Origin of the sequence: Pseudomonas azerbaijanorientalis, assembly GCF_019139795.1 — a bacterium.
Lineage (GTDB): Bacteria > Pseudomonadota > Gammaproteobacteria > Pseudomonadales > Pseudomonadaceae > Aquipseudomonas > Aquipseudomonas laurylsulfatiphila.
This window is the reverse complement of the sequence record NZ_CP077078.1, coordinates 2291917-2313502: the sequence shown is the minus strand read 5'-3', so window position 1 is coordinate 2313502 and position 21586 is coordinate 2291917. Positions and strand designations below refer to the sequence as shown.

27 protein-coding genes and 1 pseudogene are annotated in these 21586 nt (G+C 56.3%); 4 read left to right on the top strand and 24 right to left on the bottom strand.

Going from position 1 to position 21586, the window contains the following annotated elements; genetic code table 11:
- Position 1: 1 nt before the first annotated feature.
- From KSS91_RS10160 to KSS91_RS10085, 16 genes are all read right to left on the bottom strand, one after another.
- The gene (locus tag KSS91_RS10160) at positions 2-880 is read right to left on the bottom strand and encodes a baseplate assembly protein (protein WP_217837807.1); all 879 of its coding nucleotides are present in this window, start codon (positions 878-880) and stop codon (positions 2-4) included.
- Positions 877-1203 (bottom strand): GPW/gp25 family protein, encoded by a 327-nt coding sequence (locus KSS91_RS10155; RefSeq protein WP_043302559.1) that lies wholly within the window; start codon positions 1201-1203, stop codon positions 877-879. The genes KSS91_RS10160 and KSS91_RS10155 overlap by 4 nt, the downstream gene beginning before the upstream one ends.
- Before the next feature lie 13 nt (positions 1204-1216).
- Positions 1217-1435, bottom strand: a complete 219-nt coding sequence (locus KSS91_RS10150) for a hypothetical protein (protein WP_217837806.1) — start codon at positions 1433-1435, stop codon at positions 1217-1219.
- 57 nt (positions 1436-1492) lie between these two features.
- On the bottom strand, positions 1493-2053 hold the full coding sequence (locus tag KSS91_RS10145; protein WP_217837805.1) for a phage baseplate assembly protein V: 561 nt from the start codon (positions 2051-2053) through the stop codon (positions 1493-1495).
- Complete coding sequence (locus KSS91_RS10140; protein WP_217837804.1) at positions 2020-2583, bottom strand: hypothetical protein; 564 nt, start codon at positions 2581-2583, stop codon at positions 2020-2022. The genes KSS91_RS10145 and KSS91_RS10140 overlap by 34 nt, the downstream gene beginning before the upstream one ends.
- On the bottom strand, positions 2576-3211 hold the full coding sequence (locus KSS91_RS10135; RefSeq protein WP_217837803.1) for a hypothetical protein: 636 nt from the start codon (positions 3209-3211) through the stop codon (positions 2576-2578). The genes KSS91_RS10140 and KSS91_RS10135 overlap by 8 nt, the downstream gene beginning before the upstream one ends.
- Complete coding sequence (locus KSS91_RS10130) at positions 3208-3522, bottom strand: head-tail joining protein (RefSeq protein WP_217837802.1); 315 nt, start codon at positions 3520-3522, stop codon at positions 3208-3210. The genes KSS91_RS10135 and KSS91_RS10130 overlap by 4 nt, the downstream gene beginning before the upstream one ends.
- Positions 3523-3524: 2 nt before the next feature.
- Positions 3525-4520, bottom strand: a complete 996-nt coding sequence (locus KSS91_RS10125) for a major capsid protein (protein ID WP_104449527.1) — start codon at positions 4518-4520, stop codon at positions 3525-3527.
- A gap of 63 nt (positions 4521-4583) precedes the next feature.
- Positions 4584-4928, bottom strand: a complete 345-nt coding sequence (locus KSS91_RS10120; protein WP_217837801.1) for a head decoration protein — start codon at positions 4926-4928, stop codon at positions 4584-4586.
- Positions 4925-6073 (bottom strand): head maturation protease, ClpP-related, encoded by a 1149-nt coding sequence (locus tag KSS91_RS10115; RefSeq protein ID WP_217837800.1) that lies wholly within the window; start codon positions 6071-6073, stop codon positions 4925-4927. The genes KSS91_RS10120 and KSS91_RS10115 overlap by 4 nt, the downstream gene beginning before the upstream one ends.
- Entirely contained in the window at positions 6070-7554 is a 1485-nt protein-coding gene (locus KSS91_RS10110; RefSeq protein ID WP_217837799.1) for a phage portal protein, read from the bottom strand. The genes KSS91_RS10115 and KSS91_RS10110 overlap by 4 nt, the downstream gene beginning before the upstream one ends.
- Positions 7554-7760 carry a phage head-tail joining protein gene (locus KSS91_RS10105; RefSeq protein ID WP_027923826.1) on the bottom strand — a complete coding sequence of 69 codons (207 nt, stop codon included), beginning with the start codon at positions 7758-7760 and terminating at the stop codon, positions 7554-7556. Before KSS91_RS10105 ends, KSS91_RS10110 begins: the two co-directional genes overlap by 1 nt.
- 52 nt (positions 7761-7812) lie before the next feature.
- On the bottom strand, positions 7813-9822 hold the full coding sequence (locus tag KSS91_RS10100) for a phage terminase large subunit family protein (RefSeq protein WP_217837798.1): 2010 nt from the start codon (positions 9820-9822) through the stop codon (positions 7813-7815).
- 3 nt (positions 9823-9825) lie between these two features.
- Positions 9826-10425, bottom strand: a complete 600-nt coding sequence (locus KSS91_RS10095) for a terminase small subunit (RefSeq protein WP_217837797.1) — start codon at positions 10423-10425, stop codon at positions 9826-9828.
- Between the two features lie 467 nt (positions 10426-10892).
- Positions 10893-11339 (bottom strand): DUF1737 domain-containing protein, encoded by a 447-nt coding sequence (locus tag KSS91_RS10090; RefSeq protein WP_217837796.1) that lies wholly within the window; start codon positions 11337-11339, stop codon positions 10893-10895.
- Positions 11340-11473: 134 nt separating this feature from the next.
- Entirely contained in the window at positions 11474-11809 is a 336-nt protein-coding gene (locus KSS91_RS10085) for a phage holin, lambda family (RefSeq protein WP_217837795.1), read from the bottom strand.
- 27 nt (positions 11810-11836) lie between these two features.
- On the opposite strand from KSS91_RS10085, the gene KSS91_RS10080 reads away from it, so the two are divergent.
- Positions 11837-11974: a hypothetical protein gene (locus KSS91_RS10080; RefSeq protein ID WP_217837794.1), complete on the top strand. Its 138-nt coding sequence runs from the start codon at positions 11837-11839 to the stop codon at positions 11972-11974.
- A 431-nt stretch (positions 11975-12405) separates the two neighbouring features.
- Positions 12406-15153: an NB-ARC domain-containing protein gene (locus tag KSS91_RS10075; protein WP_217837793.1), complete on the top strand. Its 2748-nt coding sequence runs from the start codon at positions 12406-12408 to the stop codon at positions 15151-15153.
- Positions 15154-15489: 336 nt separating this feature from the next.
- Here KSS91_RS10075 and KSS91_RS10070 read toward each other — a convergent pair.
- From KSS91_RS10070 to KSS91_RS28150, 8 genes and pseudogenes are all read right to left on the bottom strand, one after another.
- Positions 15490-15870: pseudogene (locus tag KSS91_RS10070) on the bottom strand (antiterminator Q family protein); the annotation flags it as partial.
- 12 nt (positions 15871-15882) lie between these two features.
- Positions 15883-16203: a hypothetical protein gene (locus KSS91_RS10065; protein ID WP_217837791.1), complete on the bottom strand. Its 321-nt coding sequence runs from the start codon at positions 16201-16203 to the stop codon at positions 15883-15885.
- Positions 16196-17512: a tyrosine-type recombinase/integrase gene (locus tag KSS91_RS10060; RefSeq protein ID WP_217837790.1), complete on the bottom strand. Its 1317-nt coding sequence runs from the start codon at positions 17510-17512 to the stop codon at positions 16196-16198. Before KSS91_RS10060 ends, KSS91_RS10065 begins: the two co-directional genes overlap by 8 nt.
- On the bottom strand, positions 17512-18012 hold the full coding sequence (locus KSS91_RS10055) for a hypothetical protein (RefSeq protein WP_217837789.1): 501 nt from the start codon (positions 18010-18012) through the stop codon (positions 17512-17514). The genes KSS91_RS10060 and KSS91_RS10055 overlap by 1 nt, the downstream gene beginning before the upstream one ends.
- The gene (locus tag KSS91_RS10050) at positions 18012-18794 is read right to left on the bottom strand and encodes an ATP-binding protein (protein WP_217837788.1); all 783 of its coding nucleotides are present in this window, start codon (positions 18792-18794) and stop codon (positions 18012-18014) included. The genes KSS91_RS10055 and KSS91_RS10050 overlap by 1 nt, the downstream gene beginning before the upstream one ends.
- Positions 18775-19629 (bottom strand): phage replication initiator YdaU family protein, encoded by an 855-nt coding sequence (locus tag KSS91_RS28155; RefSeq protein WP_225923733.1) that lies wholly within the window; start codon positions 19627-19629, stop codon positions 18775-18777. Before KSS91_RS28155 ends, KSS91_RS10050 begins: the two co-directional genes overlap by 20 nt.
- Position 19630: 1 nt before the next feature.
- The gene (locus KSS91_RS10040; RefSeq protein ID WP_217837787.1) at positions 19631-20125 is read right to left on the bottom strand and encodes a YmfL family putative regulatory protein; all 495 of its coding nucleotides are present in this window, start codon (positions 20123-20125) and stop codon (positions 19631-19633) included.
- Positions 20126-20188: 63 nt separating this feature from the next.
- On the bottom strand, positions 20189-20404 hold the full coding sequence (locus KSS91_RS28150; protein ID WP_225923732.1) for a YdaS family helix-turn-helix protein: 216 nt from the start codon (positions 20402-20404) through the stop codon (positions 20189-20191).
- Between the two features lie 87 nt (positions 20405-20491).
- Between KSS91_RS28150 and KSS91_RS10035 the strand changes: the two genes are divergently transcribed.
- Together KSS91_RS10035 and KSS91_RS10030 are read left to right on the top strand one after the other, a co-directional pair.
- Positions 20492-21145, top strand: coding sequence for a LexA family protein (locus tag KSS91_RS10035; protein WP_437179735.1), 654 nt, complete (start codon positions 20492-20494; stop codon positions 21143-21145).
- Positions 21146-21303: 158 nt separating this feature from the next.
- Positions 21304-21549, top strand: coding sequence for a DUF1654 domain-containing protein (locus tag KSS91_RS10030; protein WP_217837785.1), 246 nt, complete (start codon positions 21304-21306; stop codon positions 21547-21549).
- The last annotated feature ends 37 nt before the right edge of the window (positions 21550-21586 follow it).

The window sequence follows — 21586 nt, the reverse complement described above, 5'->3', positions numbered from 1 at the left end:
GTCAGGCCCCCAGTGTCACGGTGTAGCCGGTGCAGTACGCGGCCTCGGCCTTGCTCGGTTTGATGTCGGTCCAGCCCAGCAGCTCAACCCGGGCGATGCCGGGAATGTGCAACTGCGCATCGATCCCCGAGCGCGCCACTTCGAGCCCCAGACGGCGGCGCGGGTTGATCCACTCGCTCAGGCGTTTCTGGCTTTCGGCCAGATAGGCTTCGTTTTCCGGCCCCGGTGCCTGCGGGTACAGCACCGCTTCAATGCGGTAGTCGATGACCACGGCGCTCTGCACCGTGAGCCGATCGGCCACCGGCCGCACGTCCTCGTCATTCAGATGCAGCCGGACCTGCTCCAGCAGTTCCGGCGAGGCGGCGCCGCTGCCTTCCAGGCTGAGCACGGTGACCACGACTACAGCCGGCGAAGGGCTTTCCGCCGTGGCATCGGCCACTAGGCCCGAGGCGTTGCGCGCGTGCAGGATGTAGCTGTTTCGCGGTCCCGCCGTGGTCAGTCCCTCATACGACAGCTGCACCCGCTCGCGCAGGGCATCGTCCTCTTCGAGCACCTGCGGCGTCGGCGGCACCGTGCTTGGATCTCCGGCCTGAATCACCAGGCGCTGCAGGTTGACGTTGGCGGCCAGGTGATCGAGGTCGGCCCGCTCGGCGTGCGCCAACAGCAAGGCCTTGCCCGCGTCGTTGACCCGTGCCCGGTTCTGTAAGGCACCATACGCGGACTGCTCGATCAGCTTGAGCACCGGGTCGCTTTCCAGCTCCGCGCTCCAGTTGTCGCCCATGCTCAGGCGGAAGGCTTCGAGTTTCTCCTGGTAAACCTCCTCAAAGTCGAGGTCCTCCAGTACTTGCGGCGGCGGCAGGGCCGCCAGTTCCATGGTCATGCGGACACCTCCAAAGTCACGTCGCTGCCCAGGTACTGCCCGGTCAGCTCAAAGGTGATACGCCCGTCGAGGATGGCCACGGCGCGCACCCGGCCCAGTTTCAGGCGCGGCTCCCAACGCCCCAACGTGCTGGCCACCTCGGCCTGCACGGCACTCTTCCAGCCGTCATTGACCGGCAGGTCGACAAAGCGCCGCAGCTTGCTGCCGTATTCCGGGCGCATACGCCGGCTGCCCAAGGGCGTGGACAAGATGTCCTCAATGGACTGGCGCAGGTGATCGAGGCCGGAAATGAGTTGGCCGGTGCGGCGGTCCAGTCCGATCATCCCGATCATTCGATCAGCCCTCGACCGCGACAAAATCCTTACGGCCGCGCAAATACTCGAGCGCGACCGTGTCATCCGAGGCCACCGCAACCTGGCCTTTTTCGACTTTCAAGGTGCGCTCGGCTTCCAGCAGGACCAGCACCCGCGAGGTGTACAGCGTGTCGCGAAAGAGACTCAACGTGGCCGGCGCGGGCGCCTCACTGGCGGCTGAATCCTTGGTTTTGCTTGTCATGGATTTACTCCAGGTATAAAAAAACCCGCACGCGGCGGGCTGAAGGTGAATGTTCACTCAATGCGAGTGGTTGCTGCTGTTGCCGCCGGCATCCATGATCGTGCCAGCGCCGGTGATGTCGTCGGACACACTCAGCGTACCGTCGATGCTCACCGCACCCGCCAGAGTGATTTGGCTGGCCGTCACCCGCACTTGATCCGGCGTCACTTCAAACTGCGAGCCACCGACCGTGATGGTCGCGTGGCTGCCATTGGGTAACGCGATGCTGTAGCTGCCGGCTTGCCAGTCGTAGACCAGCGAGCCGCCATCATCGAAGTACCAGGCCTCGACGTGATCACGGTTGTCCGGCGGCGCCCCGGCGTTGCCATACAGTCCCGGGATAAAGGTACCCATGGCCGGATCACCGCTGGGGCTGAACAATGCGCCCTGCTCCCCCGGACTCGGCGCCCGCCAGTGACGGGCTTTGCCGGCCGCCAGGCTGTGCCAGCGCACCCAGGCACTGACCCAGGTACCGGCCTTGACCCGCACCCGCCCGGCCATCAGATCGACGCCGACCACCACGCAGGGCATCAGCATCGCCGCGATCATCCGGTCATGTTCGGCGCTGGCGTATCCCATGCCAGATCCTCCGGTTGAAAGTAGTGATCTTCATTGCCGGTACCCGTGCAGCCATCGACATTCAGGTACAGCGTGCCCGGAGGCTCGACAGGCCACAGCCACTCAACCTCACCGAGGTAGATCTGCTGGGTCCACTCCACCGTCCACACGGTGTAGCCATCCAGTTCGGGTTTGGTCCAGTCCTGACGCGACGCCACAAACTGCGCCTGTTCGACGTTATCCAGCCCCCAGGTCTGTGCTCGTAATAGAACCGCAATTTGCGCCGCCAACTGCGCACCCAGTTGCTGATGGCGGGCCAACTCGGGCGCGACAATGACCCGCGCTTCAAAGCGCTGGACCAGTACCGTTTCACCGGTGCCGATGTCGGGCCCGGGCTCAAACTCAACCGGCTCGAGAAACACCGCCGGCAACGCTATCCGGTCCTGAATGTCCGGACAGGTCGCCACAAACCGCACCGAGGGCAGTGCTTGGCGGATGTGGTCCTCGATGGCGGCGTACAACGCATCCAGCGAAAAGGCAGAATCAGACACGGGCGCTCCCCTTCAGGTATTTGTGCAGTTCAAAGTTCATCTCTTGTTTGAACACGACCAGTAGACGCTCGTCGGCCTTGTTGGCCCAGGTGTAAAACGGACCTTCAACGTCTTCGAGCGAGACCTTGGCCTTGGCCAGTGGAAAGCGATTGTCGTTTTCCGCGATCCAGCCCGAACTTGTGCCTCCACCCGCGGACGCGCTGCTGCCGGGATAGTCATCCGGGTTGAAATGTTTGCTGGAGGTGCGAATCCAGATATCCGCCTTGTTGCCATAGACGCGTTTATAAAACGCACCCTGATAACGTCGCCCCGCCACTGAGACACCGGCCTTGCCCTGCCGGGGATTACCAATCCGGCTGGCCTCCATCGGGTTGGTGCCGAACCAGAGTTTGCCCAACTGGCCCTGGCCTTTGATGGGATAGCTACGTAAGCGCTGACGCACTGCCCGAACGGCAATCCGTTCCTGCTTGCTGACATCCCGCGCCATGTGCGTGGCCAGCCAGCCCAACGTCTTGTTGATCGCCCGCCGTTGAGCCGCGGCAGCGGCCTTGGGCATCACCTTGGCCAGCTGTTTAAAAGCCTGCATATCGTCTGCGGAAAACTGCAGAGAAACCGGCACGGCACTCATGCTTTTAACCTCAACGACAAGGCCACCAGACCATCACCCGCCGGCTCTAGATGAATCAGGGTGTACTCGCCACCACCGTCCAGTACGGGCAACTCGATCAGTACCGTCTGCGTTTTTTCAACGCCCACGGCATCGGCCACCCGAATGTGAAAACACGGCTCGCGCAAGCCGGTATTCAAGCGTCCGATTTTGGGCTGCAACCAAGGCGCCGAGAACATGCCCAGCACGCGCCGGCCTTCGATGAAGCCGACATCGGCCAGGGTGTCGAACACCACGCTGTCGATCTCCGCGACCAGGTCTCGAAAGGCCATGATCAGAGCGTCAGCAGGATCTGTGCCCGTGGACGCGTGCACAGGTGCAATGGGTTGGATTGGGCTTCACCGGCCATGCCCTTGTTGAACGGCAGTGGTTCCAGCTTGCTGTAATACGGCAGGCCTTGGGTGTTGGCCGTTTCCATGTAGTCCGCCGGGGCAAAACAGGAGATGTACAGCTCCGGCACGCCTTCGGGAATCAACAGGGCTGTATCGTCATGAATAAACGAAACGCCAGCGATGCGCCCGCGGTAGCGCTCCCAGACGATGCCACCGAGCTCGAAGCTGTCCCGCGCATCACCACGCAACTCGGCTGCCTGGATCGTATTAAGGTAGGTTTCTTCAACCGATTTGTGCGTGATCAGCTTGTTCCAGAAATTCTTGCCACAGAAGGCTCGCGCGCCCGAGCTGGTGACGCTACCCAGTTCATCGTCCTGCATGTCCAGCGCTTCGGCGCACTTGACCCGGATCTTCGTCGCCGAGTCGTTCAGGCCCATGGACAAGCTTTGTTGCTCCACACCAAACGCCTGATAGATGTTCAGCAGGACCGTCGAGCCATCCGCGTCCAGCACCAGGCCGTTCAGCGCGCCCATGCGTTGAAATTCATGGGTGGCATCGAGCTGACGCTTGGCCTTGCTCAGGCGCGTGTTCACTACGCCCTGCACGGCCTGCAACTCGGTGGTCGTACCAAAGGCGCGAATGCCCTGGATCTCGTCGGCCTTGATGGTGAAACGCTGCGGCAGGTGCACGGTGTTGAACGGAATCATCTGACGCTTGCTTGCACCCACGACCAGACCCGAGGTGCCGCGCTCACCCGCCGGCACCAGGGCCAGGGTGTTGCCGTCCTTTTCGATCTGCACGGTCAGGGTGCTGATCCCTTCCTCGCGAAACAGGCCCAGGCTGCTGATGCGTCCCGGTAGGTATTCCTGCTCATTGATCGCCGCGGTCAGCGAAGATACGGAAAAAACATCGTCGGTAAAAATGCCAATATCGGCCATGAAGGAACTCTCCAGAAAAGCAAAACCCCGCTCAAGGCGGGGTTTGGATGAAAGGGAAATGCCTTAGCGGGCAATCACAAACTGAGCCGCCAAGGCACCCTCGGCCTCAGCATCGAAACCGGTCAAATGCACCTCGCTGACCTCGGCCAGCCGCACCACTGCACTGGCGCGACGCTCTTCGGTCGATTCGCCAAGTGGCCCGTAGAGGATGCAGGCCGCCACTTCGGTGCCGTCGATGGCGGCGGGATCGTATGGGGCAAACTCATTGGTCACCGTGACCAGCCCCAGCACCTGGCCAGCATTCAAAGCAGCACCTGCAGCCACAAGAATGGATTCACGAGAGATCTTTCCGGCCCCTTCGGAGAGCAGAAACTCGCCGGCGTGTAGCGTTTCGTACTTTACGGTCATGCTCGTGCTCCTTTTGCACTGTTGGATTGCCCCGCATGGACGGCCTGACGGGCTGCCCAGATCGAAGACGGATTTGGTTGTTTCGCCAGCACCTTCGGTGCAGGGTCATCGTTGAGGGGCACGCTATTGTCGATTTCGAAACCGTTGCCGCTGCTGACGATCTTGTCGAACAGCCGCGCGCGTACCGCGGGCTCATCCAGCCCCGCGGCCACATACTCGAGGCTGAGTTCTGGCAGTCGTGCCGCGACACACAGGTCATGCACCGCCTTGGCCCGGGTCAGCCCCGCTTGGACGATTTCTTCGCTTTCAAGCTGGGTCGAACTGAGCAATGGCGCGACCAGGTTGCTGATCCCCGCCTCCGCGCAACGTTGAGTGATCAACAACGCCAGCTTGGCCGAGTCGACCACGGGTGCGGGTGGATCGTTTGGCGCCGGCTCCGGATCTGGCTCAGGCAACTCATCGAGCTGGGCCAGCAATTCAGCCGGGGTGTGCTGGTAACGCTGCATTACCCCGCCCTGACCCAGACACGCTTTGACCTGGACGCCGTCACCCACTTCATCGGCCAGCCCCAAGGCAACCGCCTCACTGGCGGTCAACCAGGTTTCGGCAGCCACCAAACCCCGTAACTCCACCTCATCAATGTTCGGTGCCTTGGCTTTGTAGGCCGCGATGATCGCCTCCATGGTTTGGTCGAGGACATCCGCCACCTTGCGAAAGCTCTCAGCATCGCCGGCCGCATAGGTCCATGGATTGTGGATCATCAGCATCGCATTGGACGCGATCACCACCTTGTGTGCGCCGCACACCGCGACACTCGCCGCACTCGCCGCCAAGGCATCGACACGCGCCGTGCAACGTTCGCCCAGCCGCGACAAGGTGTTGTGCATGGCCAACCCGTCGAACAGGTCGCCACCGATGCTGTTGAACGCGGCGATCACCGGCGACACGCCGTCATCGACGGCTCGCAGATCCTGCATGAACTGACTGGCGGTAATGCCCCAGGTACCGATCTCGCCGTAGACAAAGACTTCAATCAGCCGCTCGGTGGCTTCACCGCTGGCATGCACGGCGTACCAGCTTTTATCCTGCACCGGCACCCGCTGGCCGGCCTTGTTGTAAATGCGCGGCGGCGTTTTCTTGCTCATGTCTGCTCCTTGTCGTCGAGCGCCTGGAGCAGTTCGACGAGCGTGCTGTAATTAAGACCTTTGCCCCGAGCCCGCTCGGCATCGGCGGCGTTTTCTTCGTCCACCGTTTCGGCGTCATAGCCGGTGCGCAGGACCATCTCACTGCGCGAAGCAAAGCCGGCGTTCACTTCCATCGTGCGTGACTGAACATCCTGAACCGGATGGATATACGCCCAGCCTTGGGGCACCCAGCGTGTACGCAGGTACTCACGGCGTCGTTGGGCGTAGTCCGGCAACAACACGGCGCCGCTGAGCACCGCCATGTCCATCCACGCGGCCCGCACCGGGCGACACAACTGGTGCACATACACACCAAATTGCAGCTGTTCCAGTCGACGCCGGAACTCAGTGAGCACCACCCGCAGCGCTCGGTCGTTCACTTCGCGCATGTCGCCAGTGAGGATCTCGTACGGCATCCCGGCGCCGGCCGCCGCCGCCATCAATTGCTGACGCATGAAATCCGGATAGTTGTTGCCGGCATCTGGCGGCGAGGAAAACTCGACCTCCTCGCCCGGCAGCAACTCCTGCATGGTCCCGGGTTCCAACGCCACCATGGGCGTGAAACCATCCGATGCGAGGTTCAGCGGCGCACCGGTCACTGGGTCTACCGGGGTCTGGATGTCATCCGGGGAAGGCTTTTTGATAAAGCCGGCGAACAGGTTGGCCACCTCCTGGCGGAACAACACCGCATCGTCGTAGTTATCGAGGCTGCGCAGGCGCTTGAGCACCGGCGATAACCGCGGCAGACCACTCAGCTGACCCGGTTCGACCGGCTCAAAAATGTGCAGCACTTGGCTCGCCGGTACGCGCACCAGCTGGTTGAAGCCACTGTTCGTTGAGGAGGCATCACCGGGATGCGAGCGATACATCCAGTACGCCACCCGGCGACTGTCCGGGCTGAACTCAATGCCGGCGCGAATGACGTTGCCGTTCCGGGCCATTTCGGACTTGTCGTGCGGCACAAACTCCGGCGCCAGCACCTGGAGTTGCAGCGGCACCACCAGCCCCTCATCAAGGCTGCGCGGGCGCAGGCGGACAAAACACTCACCGGCTGTTTCCACTGTCCGGGCAATCAACGCCTGCTGTCCGTAGAAGTCGGTTAGGCCATCGGCGTCGGACTCTTCGGTCCAATCAGCCCAGAGCTCCTGCAGCTGATGCCGAAGCTCGTCATCCTGGGTTTTCGGCCGCGGCGTGATGCCGGTGCCGATCAGGTTGCTGACCCGTTTGTCGATGATGTTGAAGGCGTACGGGTCGTTGCGCACCGCCGCGCGGGAACGCGAGCGCAGGTTGCGCAGCGCCGGAATGGCAATGCTGTTAAAACCGGCGTCGGGCGCATCCCAACTGGCGGAACGACGCCCTTCGGCCGCGCCTTCATAGCTGGCCTTGATGTTCGACGGAATCAAGAATCCGCTGCGGCCCAAGGTGGGAAAGTGACGAGCCATTACAGTCCCTTGCCTCCATGGTAAAGCCGTACGATGCGGGACCGAGGGCCTGCCGCCGCGATCAGCGAGCTACGAATTTCGTCGCGTGCCCTGAGCAATTCGTCGATGTCGCGGTACTCGACGTTGCGATCGGCGTAGCGCACGATTTTTTCGCCGCGCGCAATTGCCTTCTCGACCGCATCGAGCTGCTGTTGGGTAAAGGCCATGGGAATCGCTCTAAAGAAAGAAGACAACGTGGAGGCAACGACGCGATTTCACTCAGCGTCTTTTTTTGAGGTAGCCGCTGCTGGAGCTTCGACGCTGTGGCGGTCGTGCAATCGGCAGCAATACTGCGGCTGGCTTGGCCGGTGGCGGCACGGGATCCGCCGGTTGCTGTGGAGATGACACCGGAGCGCGGAGGCGTTCGACTGCAATGGGTTTTTCACCCGGCGGCGCCGCCTGCAACAGGGCGCTTCTCACCCGCTCCCAGTCGTGTTCCTTGTAGCGATTCAGACCCAGGTAATGCGCCATCGCCAGGCTGTACACCATCAAGTCGAGGGCTTCGTTGCGCTCCGCCTTGCCCTTGACCCATTCGATTTTTTTGTAGCCTTTGATGTACCGAGTCACCTTGCGCTCGGCGACGCACTGGGCGAAGAAATCATCCGGCAGGTCGTTGGCAAAGTGCAACGCGCCGGGACCGTCCTCCACCGGATAGCGGTTGTAAATCCAGTCCTTGGCCGTGTCGGTACCGATGAACCAGAGCTCGACACCTTTGCGCTCGGTCAGGCCTTTCCAGGTGACATCCATCATCGATGGCCGCTGCGCAATCACCGGCCGACCCGACTTACTCGCGCCCTTGACCGCGAAGATGTTGCGCCAGCGCCGCAGCCGGCAGAACTGGTACACCTCGTCGGTGTGGTTGCCGCCGGAGTCGATACCGGCTGCCCGGATTGTCAGGTCCGCGCCACACGGATGCGGATAACGCGCCTTGAGTTTGTCGTCGAGCACGGACCAGGTGCGTTCGTCGGAGGGATCGCCCCAGATCACCTGGTAGTCGATGATCCAGCGCTCCATGCCGGCGCCCCAGCCCACCACCATGAACTCCAGCCGGTTGGCCTGGACATCGACCGCGGCTGTGAGCATCAGCACGGCGAACGGCATCGACCCCAGCCCGTAAGTTTCCAGGCGGGCCCGAGCCATCAGCACATCGGCTTTGGTTTGCTCTTGGGCGCTGTCCCAAACCTTGGCCAGACGGGTGTTATAAAACACCTGCATCGGCTCCAGATCGCCGCGGGACATGGCGGTCTTGGCCTTCTCGAACTGCTTGGCCAGCGCGGCCCAGCCTGTCCAGCCGGGCGGCGAGTACAACGCATTGAGGTTGAAGCCGACGGTTTCACCATCGCCCTGGGCATGGGCGCGCCACTCGCCTTTGGCCAACATCTCACCCTTGTGATGTTCCTCGATCAGCACGTCACAGTCAGGCCCAGCGCACTCGTAGTGTGCCCGTTGGCAATCCGCCGAATAATGCAGGCGTTCCCATTCGAGGACTTGCATGTGCCCGCAATTCGGGCACGGCACGTAGTAAAAACGCTGGTCGCTGGTCTCAAACAGATCGGCAATGCGCGAGGCGCCCCGGATCGTCGGCGAACTGGAAAAGTAGAACTTGGCGTTACGGCCAAACGTACTCCCCCGGGTTTCAGCCAGCTCAATCGGGTCGCCCTCCTCGCCCACGTCCACCACCCAGCGATCCACCTCATCGCCATAGATGTACCGGGCCGACAACTCCGACAGGTTCGCCGCTGAGCCCGCGGTGGTGACATACAACGAACCACCTTCGAACTCTTTGGTGTCCATGGTGTTGCGCGCATCCCGCGAACGGTTCGCCGCCACGCGTTCACGTAGCACCGGGGTGGCTTTGATGGTCTTGCCGATGCGCGATGAGACTCGTTTGGCCAGCCCCAGGCTGGGCAACAGCGTGAGAATGTTCGACGGCGCCATATGGATCAGACCGCCAATCCAGTTCAAAGCGATCTGGGTTTTCATCAACTGCGAGGCCACCATGGTCACCACGCGCTTGCACGGATGGGCCGGTGACAAACAACGCATGGGCTCGCGGGCATACGGCGTACGCGCCGTGCGGTACTGCCCGGGTTCGGCGGCCCCTGCATCCCGCGGGATGCGCATGAACTCGTCAGCCCACTGATCGATCCAGACATCCGGCTCTGGCCGCAGCCCGCGGAAATATGCCTCCCGGTACACCGCTGCACCGTCGGGCATTTCCGCTGACATGGATTAGCTCGCTGCAGTCAAAGAATGGATGAGGTCTGTCGAGGACATCCGTTCGGCATCGTCCAACACCCGGCGCAATGCGGCAGTGAGGTGCTTCTCGATTTGCCAGTGATCACTCATGGCGGCCAATTCGGGGGCCAACTGTGGCGGCATACCCAGCAACAGATCCCGCAACATCCGCCCGGTCGTGTACGCCGCCGTTTTAACGGCCTCCAACTCGACGTGAGCGCCGCGATTCTTGTGAAACTCGCTCTCGGTCAGGCGTGACTCATAAAACTCGCGATAGGCGCGAGACTCCTGAAAGTCCGGGATGCCCTCGACGGACAATGGCGCCTGGTGCGAAAGAACGGCTGAAGGATCGTATTCGATCTGGGGGCCCGGGGTATTGCCTTCCGGCCTGCGCTGTATCCGTTCGCGCTCGTGCCGCGCCGCCACATTGGCTTTGCTCGGATCCGCGGTGCTGAACAGCAATCGGTCCGTGGCCTCGACATCCACCATGCCGTCTGCCAGCAAAACCAGGCGACCGCTCTTGGCCAACTTCGACACATAGGGTTTCGACCAGCCTTGGCGCGTGGCGAACTCCGCTTTGGTGAGTGCTGTCATGTCCATGCCTTTCGGTTAACCCGGCGGGGCCGAGAGTTAACTGAGTAAATTAGTCGGTTAACTCCTAGGTTAACCACCTCAAGGCCACGGCTTGCCTGGCTTTCAGCCAAACTCATTGCCGTTTTTCCAATCGCTTAGTTAACTCTTGGTTAACTGCCTTAGTTAACCGGGCTGAAAGCCACGGCCCGCTTGGCTTACAGACGAATCAAGAATTTACCGAGTTAACCTGGTTAACTCCTAAGTTAACCGCTCTGTAAGCCACAGCCCATAAGGCTTTCAGCCGAGTTAACCAAGGGAGTTAACCAGTTAACTAACTCTGGAGGGGTGCCGCTAACGCGTTTGCGCGAGTCTTATGCCCCGTGTTCCTTGGAAGTTCCCAGGGTCCCCGGTGGGTTTGGAAACCGTGATCCTGCGTTGATTGAAGATCGCGTTTGAAACGGCGGCAGTCGGAATCGCAGGTATGAGGCTCATGCGGGTAGCGCCGCAATCTGACGTGCGATCTCGTCATGGATCTGTTTGGCTGACCAAGCATGTGCGACAAGATCGGTACCGGCTTCCAGCAGCGCGGTATCACCCTCGGCTGGAATGACTGGCTGGTCGGTCAAGTCGTTGTAGCTGCCCGAGAAATCGGAAGTCCCACTGCCGATAGCAACACGAGCAGCGGCGGCGTCGACACTCACCAGCACGGCCTTGCCGACCTCCGAAGCATCCGAGATGTTTTCAGAGGTGATGTCGTCTGGCGTGCCGGCTGCATTGTTCGTTCCCTTCACCACAGCCTGAAGCACTTGAAAGCCTTCAGTGATGGAGACAGGGCTACCGTAAGGCTGCCAGCCTTCTGCAATGGCCTGTGCCAGCTTGGCCGTCAACTCCTCGGGAGTGTTGGCGACGACAGTTTCGTATTGGGTGTAAGCCATTCTCTAAACCTCACGATTGAATGATTGAGCGGCGAGCGACGAGCGGCTGACATGCCGGCGAATCACCACAGTGTTGTGGCCCGTGACGGCGTAGGCCAGCAGAAGCACAAGAGGCAGCACCCAAGAACAGCGCTTCATGGCGCCGAATCCGATTTGCAAAACCTGCTTTCAGCAATCCGATCAGCCCAGTAGGCGACTTTCTTCACCCCAAGGAAGCCCACCCAAATACCGACTGGCTGGGCCAGCGATGGCGACAAGCCCATCAGCTCGAAGCCCCAGATAATGCTCAGTGAAAGCAAGACACACATAGGGCCTTCTATCAGTGCGTCCTTCCAGTTGCCACCGGTGTAAAACACACGCAACACTGTCATGCACAGCGACAGAAATGCCGCCCAGATGGTCTGCGAATGCTGACTCAGCCACATAAAAACAATGGCCCAGGTGTCTGGTCTGTCCGGCATTGGCGTCATCTCAGTGTGTTCCCGACAGGGGAATTGATGAATCAAAAAGATGCATTCGTCGCTGATGGGAATCCCAAAAACAAAGAAGCCCCGCACAATGACGAGGCTTTAGAGCAACAAATAAAAAGCCCGACACAATGGCCGAGCTCCTCTGGTGTCGCGCTGTACAGCTGAACACGTTGCTATAAAAACAGAGCTATTCCATATGGACAACTGTTTTTATAGGTATCCCGAAATCCTATTCTGCTTGCGAAATTGACACAATTTGTTCACTCGTTTCACCGCGGTTATGAGAGGTTTTACTAGCAGATAACGACCAAAAGCAGCCTTCGATGGGTCAAATTACTTCACTTTCCTCGAGTCCCCGCAAGATCTCAATCCTGCCCCCTCGGGGCTGAATCTAAATTTCTCCGCTGTAAAGCCTGCCTGACCAGACTAGATAAGCTTTCCGACATATGATATCAAATCGCCTCATGCAGCATCGAGCCAGAAGGGTGCAATCCCTTGGTGACTCGTGATGAGATCGAGTTTTCGACGCATGAATGCAGCCTACTCTTGTCGAATCGGGAAACTCTGACGTCAATTTAGCACTGGAAGGAATCGGCATGACTAATAATTTAAATAGAAGAAAGGCTGCAATGGTGCTTCATGATATGGAGCAAGCTTTAGGTAGTTATGTCTTAGATAGCGAACTGGATGTATCAAGGTTTCCGGAGCAGCTAATACAGGATATTGCCGATAGAGAAAGAGATAGCAAAAGAGTATTTGATGCAACCAAAGTCAAAGATGTTATCGAAGCCACTTATCTAGATGAGCTTTTTCAAATCCTCATCGAACTGACAAAAGACACATCTGCGAATAACTACCTAATTGCGCTAAGAGAACTTTTTGTTAAATTTGAAGTTTATGAGATAAGAAACTCTGTATCTCATCCAAATCGTAGATTCATAGATCCATACTGGTACAGACTAGCAGCTGTAGCATCCGATCCTATTATTGACATCCTAGGCATGGAGAGTGTGCATCGATCTCTCGTTTCAGCAGAAAAAGGGGAAATTACCGACCCCCCGGAGGAGTGGCTTTCAAGGTCGATATGGCAGATCAAGAACAACATGCCAGACAGATTTGATCATGCTATAACCGGGCTAGTCGGAAGGCAGAAAGAGGGCGGCGAGCTACTGAAACTGCTAAAAAACCCAAGGGTTAATACAGTCGCCATTGTTGGTCCCGGCGGGTTGGGAAAAACGGCTTTAGCTCTAGACCTGCTGGACAAGCTAGTTAAGCTCCCTGAAACAAGCGAGTGGTGTGACTGCTGCATTTTCGTGTCAATGAAAACTGAGATGTTGACCTCAGAAGGCCTGAAAAAATTAGACGCCGTCGAAACAATAGATGACATAAAAACCAATATTTTAGAAGAACTAAATGAAATCTTTGAAGTCGACTGCACTACATTCGAGGAAGCTCTGAGTGCTTTTGAAGCACATAAAATCGTGTTATTCATAGACAATCTCGAAACATTACTAATTGATCACCCAAAAGAATTCGAAGATCTTAATTACTCCCTACCGCAATCTTGGCGACTTCTTGTCACCAGTAGAATCTCTATTAACAATGCAAGCATAATTAGCCTAGAGGCTCTTAAACCAAAATCAGCCTCTTTGTTGGCTAGAATGTACTCCTCACGCAGAGGTGGGGGAAACATCCCTGAGCCTAAGCTGGACGAAATTGCAACCAAATGTCACTGCAACCCTCTAGCCATTAGATTGACACTTGACCTTTATATCGCCGGCAAGGATATTCCGCAATCCATAAATGTAGCCAATAAGGAAATTGCAGATTTTTCCTATAACAACTTGATTGAAAGCCTTTCCCAAACCTCGATCAAAATACTTGAAGCTTTATTCGTAGCAGGCAAAAGCGACCGGTCTGATCTATGCGAATTATTAGAGCTATCTCGGGACGAGCTTGCGTCAGCCATATCGGAATTAAGCAACACCAGTTTGTTAACCAGAGATATCACGGACGACGGCGAAGTATTCCGCCTCAGTGGTTCAATCACGGACTTACTGCTAACGAACGCGAAGAACATAAATACACGCCGTGAAATTCAAATTTTAGTGAGTCGCCGCAAAGCTCAAGCTCGTGAAATCGATGCAAGACAAGCCCACCAACGTATTCCAGCTCACCGCTGGGATTTCATACCTACGACTCTGCACCAAAGCTTGAAGATCTTGCTTACAGAGCTCAACCGATCAATGCAAAAATTTTATCTGAAGCCAGAGAGAGCCATCCTTTTAAGCAAAAAGTTCGCTGAAGCTGATCACCTTTACAATGGGTTTGCGATTTTTAACCGTGGCTACGGCAAAGTTTACGAATCTCTAAATGCAAAAGACCTTGCTAAAATTAGGTACGAAAAAGCTATAGAGCAAGACGCTCAAGATCCAAATAATAAGTTGTTTTTGGCTATGCTTTATCATTCCATAGGTGAATATGAAGATTCACGCGATGTTTATAATGAGCTTATAGCGGAAGGATGGGCAGAGGAAAAGGAATCCGATGTTTCTGTCGCAAGTGAAATCGTGAACGGGCGCTTCCTGACTTTACTGTACGATCATAAACATGATCGCCTCATTGAAGAAACAACCGAATGGAAAACGCAAGGTAAGTTGCGTGGTTTGTACGGAGCCTTCAGAGCGAGTGCTTTGAAACGGCAGGCTGAGGGCTTTGCTAACGATGACCCTAAAGTAACTTCGCAAACTTTGCAGCGGGCTATAAAAATACTCGACGACGTCTTCAGAAACGACGGTTATACAAAAAGCATTTGTTTGCTAGCAAAAAACATCTTCAACGAGCTAGCTTTCTTGCTTGATAGAAAGGAGTATAAAAACGATTCAGCATTCGCAACTGCAACGCTTGATTTTATTAGCAAGCATTTGATCAACTCTACAGAGTACGTAAAATATCGCGAAGGTGACTACGTATACTTACTTGTCCGAAATCTCTCTAAACTAAACTTACCTAACAACCCTTTTAAAGACAATTCCTGGACACAGATTGCGTCAATCAGCTCGGACGATGATCTTCACGAAGTTGAAGCGCAGGACAAAGACCTTACAATTACCACGGTAACAAGACTGCCAAAAGGAAGAGCCGGGGGCGTCAATACCTTTCTTTTCGCCGTTTGCGAAAAGAAACTAGAGTACTTTGTGCATTTCGACAATCTCAGCAATGGTGATTTTCAGAGTTGGAGGAAAGTTAAAATCGGAACAAGGCTTGGAGTCAAAGCTGCCCCAGATAATATCCAAGAAAAAGGGCGAGCTGTAAAAGTCTCCGAAGCGCATATTTTGTCCTAAAATTTTGGTGCGATAGTGCTGACTTTACGCACTATCACTTGACACTTTTATACAAAAATCATCCCGCCGCCAGTTAAGTTTAGCGGCGGGATGTTTTATAGTTTTTTATTTTTTAAACTGTCGACAAGTTTGAATAAGCAGCAATTGAGAATGACCGTTTAGGTCGCAATCGATCGTCACTACGATGTGACAGCTCAGCCTCCCGCAAAGTTAGTCAATAAATGCAATACTAAGTCAGTTTGTATGCAATTGGATGCTCAAGTCGTTGCACCTATCAGCTGTAATTTCGACAAGCCCTATGAGTGGGATATCAATATTTTTTCGTACGTCTTGTCCAGCCCCATCCTTAATGCTTTCTAGAACGCAATCAATCCACGCCACCCCGGCCTTCATCAGCTCCCGAGCTTTACCCTCGCTCACCTGGTGAAATCGACCGACTCGAATTGCCGGCCACTTCGCCCCGAAGTACAGCCAAACAACATCCCCCATTTGCTGATCACGTTTGCAAAGGCGAGCCAACGCGGCATCCACGACACAGGCAAGCTCGTCGGTGATGCAATACGACTTGGCTGGCGACGGCATTGCATCGCGCATCAGTGCCAACATGGGCGACGCATAACTGGGGACTCCCCTTCCATCCATACGCCACCATCCCCATTGCTCTAAAAGGTATTCCGTATCACCTAACGGGTGCAGCGCTGGTTTTCGAACCATCATGTGTTGTACCCCTCAATCCCCGGTGAAGTTTGATCCGCCGGCACCGCGGCGGTTGTTCTGTTGGTAGCAGTCGGCTGGGCCCGATATCGACAAGCCCTGCTGAAGCACTTCAATCTCGTGTTGAGCCTGCTGCAATTTGAAGCTCAACTGGGTCACTAACTCGTCGGAAGACAGTACCAGCCTGCTTCCCGAAACAACCCAACCTGAGCCGTTGCAACCGGTGCAGATCAACTCATAAGAAACACCCTGGACCACCGCTTTGCCTTTGCAGACAGGACAGGGTTCCAGCTCGATCCGCTCCCTCTTAAAGCCAAGCCCCTGCCCTTTACTCATGATTTAAATCCTCGCCTATGGTTGATTCTTGAATCGCCTTGCAGCCCTTGCCCCGTGTGGCTTCCAGCGCATTTCCGGAATCTCCGAATCTAACGCCTGTCTGCCCGTGAATACCCTTAAAGCCGCGACTGTCTAACATGTGATGCCACCTCGTTAAGGCATCACGCTTACGACTCATCACGTCAGACTGGATGTAAACCTTCACGTTGTGGCCCATCGCGTGGTTGATGAGTAATTCACCAATCAAGTGGTCAATACCAATGTCTGCCCAACCAGTGCGGGCCAACTTGCGCAAGTCATGACTGGTCCAGGCGCCTTGACCCAGACGTGTGAACACCGCGCTGGCCTGCCCTTCGCTCAGCGCTTTGCCGTTGCGCGCCGGGAATAGGTATTGGCCGTCATAACTGCGGGTGGTCTGGGTTTCGCGGTACAGAATCAACAGGGCGCGCGCTTGATCCGTTAGCGGGAGGTGATGCTCGACACCGGTTTTTGTGTGTTCGGCAGGAATGAACCACTCTCCTTCCGCCAGGCAGATGTGCGACCAACGCGCCTGTCGGGTTTCCCCGATTCGCGTGCCGTGGCAAAGCATCATCAGTGCGAGCATGGCATCAAGTGGCGCCGTTTCCATGACCCCAGCGAGTTGCACCAGCAGCCCTTGCAACTGCACGCCGCGCAAGCGAGATGGCTTGATTCCGACCTTGGCCTTGGAGAAATCGTTGAACCTGATGCTCGCCATCGGGTTGAATGAGATGTGGCCCAGCTTGAACGCTTGACGGAAGGCCAGGGCCAGCAGCTGAAAAACCGAGCGCACGTAATCGATGGAAATGCTTTCTTGCAGCGGCCACATCAGGTCGCTGTCGAGGGTTGCCTTGTCGATGTCAGCCAGTGGCAGACCACCGAGGCGCGGCATGAGGTGGCACTTGAGCATCGAGGCGCCGGTCTTTTTGCGCTTCTCGGACAAGCTGCGATCACGCGCCATGCGCTCGGCGTACCATGTCAACAACTCACCGGTCGTGACCCACTTCGAAACGGTCGAACCTTCTTCGGCAGCAACTCGAAGACGGACAGTCGGCAGCGCCGCAACCACCTGCTTGGTGCTCAAATCCGGGAATCCACCAATACGGTGCCAGGAGCGCTTGCTGAGCAAGTACCACGAGCCACGAGAGCGATTCTTTGCGAAGCGAAAATGCAACGCTGGATGACTCGCATCACGCAGATCGCGGACGTGCAATTTTTTGGCGTTGCGCTCGATCTCGGCGTCCGACAGCTTCACCGTCAGGGTTTTCACCACGGCCGTTCGAGTGCCCATTAGCCCCCCTTCAGCAGAGATTGCAGGAGCTTGAATTTATCGAGTGCTTCAGCATTGACCTCGCGCTCTGCCTCAACGGACAACGCCACCTCTTCGATACGCGCGGCAAGCTTTTTCATGCGCTGACCGACTTCCTCGGCAAAGCTGATGACCTCGCCAGACAGCACCGCCAATGTATCCAGAGCGCTACCCTCAGGTTTCTTGGTAGTAGCCACGGCCGGCTTGGTATCTCTCGACATGCTTTGTTCTCTCTGGGGCGTGATGGTGATGGCGGTGCGCTGGAAGTGTCCGTTAACGGGTTCGTGAATGAGACCAGCGTCCTTCAACTCACCCAGGCCGCGACGGACGGCCGGAAACTGGGCGCCCGTGGTTTCGGCAACCATCAACGAATTGAAAATATCGTGAGCACTCCAGCGCTCCTGGATTGGTACGACTTGGAATACTTTGCGGGCGAGCGACGATTGCCCGGCGAGCATGTTTTGTTGCTTGGCCGCGTTCATCAGAAGCCCTCCTTACCGCGTTGAGATTCCCACTCAAATGCCACACCAATGCAGCCGTTTTCCCGGATGCGGTCGACACAGCGCGCACCAATGGCGTCGTTCAATTCGGTGGGAGACAGGTTGCTGACGATGATCGTCGGACGGCATTGTTCGTAACGACCGTTGATGATGCTGAACAGGGTGGCCAGCTCGAACTCGCTCTGCTTGGTAGCACCGACTTCATCGAGCACCAGCAGGTCCGCACCGATCACCTCACGCAAGATGTGCGCCTCGGACTCATCTGAGCGATCATTGAACGTCGCCCGGATCTCGCCGATGAGCGTGCCCACCGTGCGGTAAATCGCCTTGACCATGCATTCGTTGATCAGATGGTTGGCCGAGGCAATGGCCAGGTGGGTCTTGCCCGTGCCGACCTTCCCCAGCAGCAACATGCAGCGACCTTCCCGGCGATGCTTCGAAAAGTTGTCGACATAGTCGGTGCACGCATCCAGGGCAATCTGCTGGGCCGGATTCGACACGACGAAATCGGTAAATGTCTTTTCCGCGAAGCGCTTCGGAATCCGGGCGCTTGATTGCTGAACTATCCGAAACTGACAGCGCTTGCGTTCGAGCTCTTGCATGTCGCGCTTGTTGCTCGCGCAGATGGGACACCCAGACAGGTTGCCCCCCTTGAGGATGACCGCCGAGTATTCGCCATGATCCGGGCAGCTCGCTGGCTGACGGCCGATGACGCCGAATTTGCGGTCCATGTGAGCGCCGAAGTTAGAGACGGAAGGTGCCATTGGCGTTCTCCTTGGTACCGGCCTTGTAATCACGAGTGTCGAAGCCCGAGTGGCGACTGGTCGGAAGTTGATATGCGGGGCTGACCGTTTTGTCAGGGAAAATCCCCGTCCATCCGTTGCTGATCGAAAGGGTCAGCACCGAATCGGGGGTTGGATGGCTCGCCAAGGCCTTGGCCTGTTGTTCACAGCTCTTGGCGGTGAGGGGTCTGTGGATTTCCTTGCGGTGTTGGCACCAGTCGGCCCAAACCCCGACGCTGACGTTTTCCGGCTTGGCCATCAGCGGATCAAACTTTGACGATTTGCGTGGCGCACCAGCGCCCTGCTTCTCCTGATTAATGGTTACCTGATTGGTACCCTGATTACTGGTACCCTGATTTGTCGGAAATTTTTCCGACCCTTCGCGGATTTTTTTCCGACCCTCTTCGGATATTTTTCCGACCTTGCTCGGAGATTTTTCCGAGGTAGATCGGATTTTTTTCCGACCCTCAAACGCCTCGGAGGTCGGATATTTTTCCGACCCGTCCAACTTGCGATTCCACTCTTTGGCCTTTTCGGTCAAACGAAACAAACTGATGTTGGAAGTGTGGGATAGCTCGATCAGCCCGGCGGTCTCGAGCCCTTTGAGAAGTCGGTACGCTGTATCTGGTTTGTCGGTGAGCAAGGGCAATTCCTCCACGATCTTTGCCTTGCTCAAGGCAAAGAAAATCCCGTTATCAGTCTTGATTGGCCTTGCCCAGCTAGGACACTCGTAGACAAACGAAAACAGCAGCGCCTGCTGGGAGTTCAACCCCCACTCCAGTGCTTTCACCTGGTTGATCGTGATAGTGAACTGCATATCAACCCTTCCCGGTTGACGGTCGGGCTGGGCGCTTCGATTTGTGCAACTCAATCAGTGCGGTCACCTCCTCGTGCCGGGCAGCCAAGTGCTTCGCGTGCAAGGCCAGAATCTCTGCGGCTTCAGCTGCATTGATTTCGCCGTCCTCCAGCGCCAAGGCAAGAAACTGATCAACCCGGCCGCGCTTCACAGAAGTACGCAAGGAGCGCAGGTGCATGTCGACATTGTCCAGATCGCCAACCTCAGGCAGGCGAACAAATACGCCGCCATACATCGCGCAGATGTAATCCGGTAGGTGCGTGGTGCCCTGCTCGCTTTCGAGGACGTAAACCTCCTCATCGCTAAGCGGAACCACACCGCCGCTCTCATAAACCTGATTCTTAAAACGCTTCAGATCGAGACTCAGGCGAGCTGAAGCGCATACCTGACCGCCTGGGTATTTCTTTGCGACCTCGATCACCACTGCGCGACGGGTTTCTAGTACTGGCGATTTCATTGTCTAGTTTTCTCTCGGCGCAGTTGCGCTAAAAATGGCTTCAGTTACTCGCTGTGATGTCCGTTAGGTACTCAGCTCGGCCCAAGGAAATGAAGGACAAAGGGTTTCTTTCTTAAATGCACCGTTGGTCAAGGCTTCAGCCCGTTTGGCAACCACCGGAGACATCCCGTGCTTTTCACGAACCCAACCGGAAACGGTGCTTTGATCCACCTTGAGCTTCTCTGCGGTGGCCTCTTGTGTCCCGAAGAAAGCAACAAGGTCTTTAAAGATGGTGTTCATATCGCCCCTAATTATGTGAATACCCATATCGTAGATCATAGGCATACCACTTTGCAACGATATGGGTTCGCCAGTAATAATCGGAAGATGGAATATAAAGAACGAATCAAGGCCGCTCGACGACACGCCGGATTTACTCAGGCCCAACTAGCGAAGCTTGTTGGCATCGATCAAGCGTCTATTTCTGACCTTGAAAGAGGCAGATCACAGCGCTCCTCCTATAACGCCTCCATTGCGAAAGCGTGCGGAGTTTCGGCCATATGGATTGAGAGTGGGTCTGGCCCAATGGTTTCAGAAACCAACGAACAGTCCAACGTAAAGGATGTTGTCCAGCCTCAAATGCTTTATCGATATCCAGTGATCAGTTGGGTATCAGCGGGTTCTTGGGAGGAAGCTGTTCAGCCTTATCCGGATGGTTTTTCTGACAGGTATGAAATATCTGACTACGACTCCAAAGGACCTGCGTTTTGGCTTGAGGTTAAAGGTGATTCGATGACCGCACCTGCAGGCGTAAGCGTTCCTGAAGGGATGATGATCCTGGTAGACACCGAGGCAGATGTGAAACCCGGCAAATTGGTTATTGCCAAACTGCCCGCGAGCAACGAAGCGACTTTCAAGAAGCTGGTAGAGGATGGCGGTGTACGTTATCTGAAGCCGCTGAACCCAGCTTATAAAATGGTCGAGTGTGATGAAAATTGCCGCATCATTGGCGTAGCAGTACGTATGACAGGAAAGCTTTAGAGCGACACTCATGCACCGCCATTCATGTGATAAACAAGCCCGCACTAAGCGGGCTTTTTTTTGCTTCGACTCAAAAGAGAACAAGCGTGCTCTTTCCGGATTGTTGCTTTCCCTTCAACAAAATACTGTCTATCCACACAAAAAACAAAGGAAGACAGATGAGCAATGGCAGCAACTCCCTCACGTTGAACACCTATGAACAAGTCGGCCGACGCATTCAACGCATGGTGTCCGACCCAAACGTGCAGAAGGTTCAGACAATTACGATCGCCAGGCGTGATGACGAGTCACCCGATGCATGGGAACGCGTCATCCAAGAGTTTGAGGAGACAGGTGAGATAACTGTCGAGCGGTTAGAAGACGACAGCGTGAGAATTGCCTGGCAGGCATACGTCGACCTATAAGCGAAGCCCGCGATTTGCGGGCTTTTTATCGCCGACC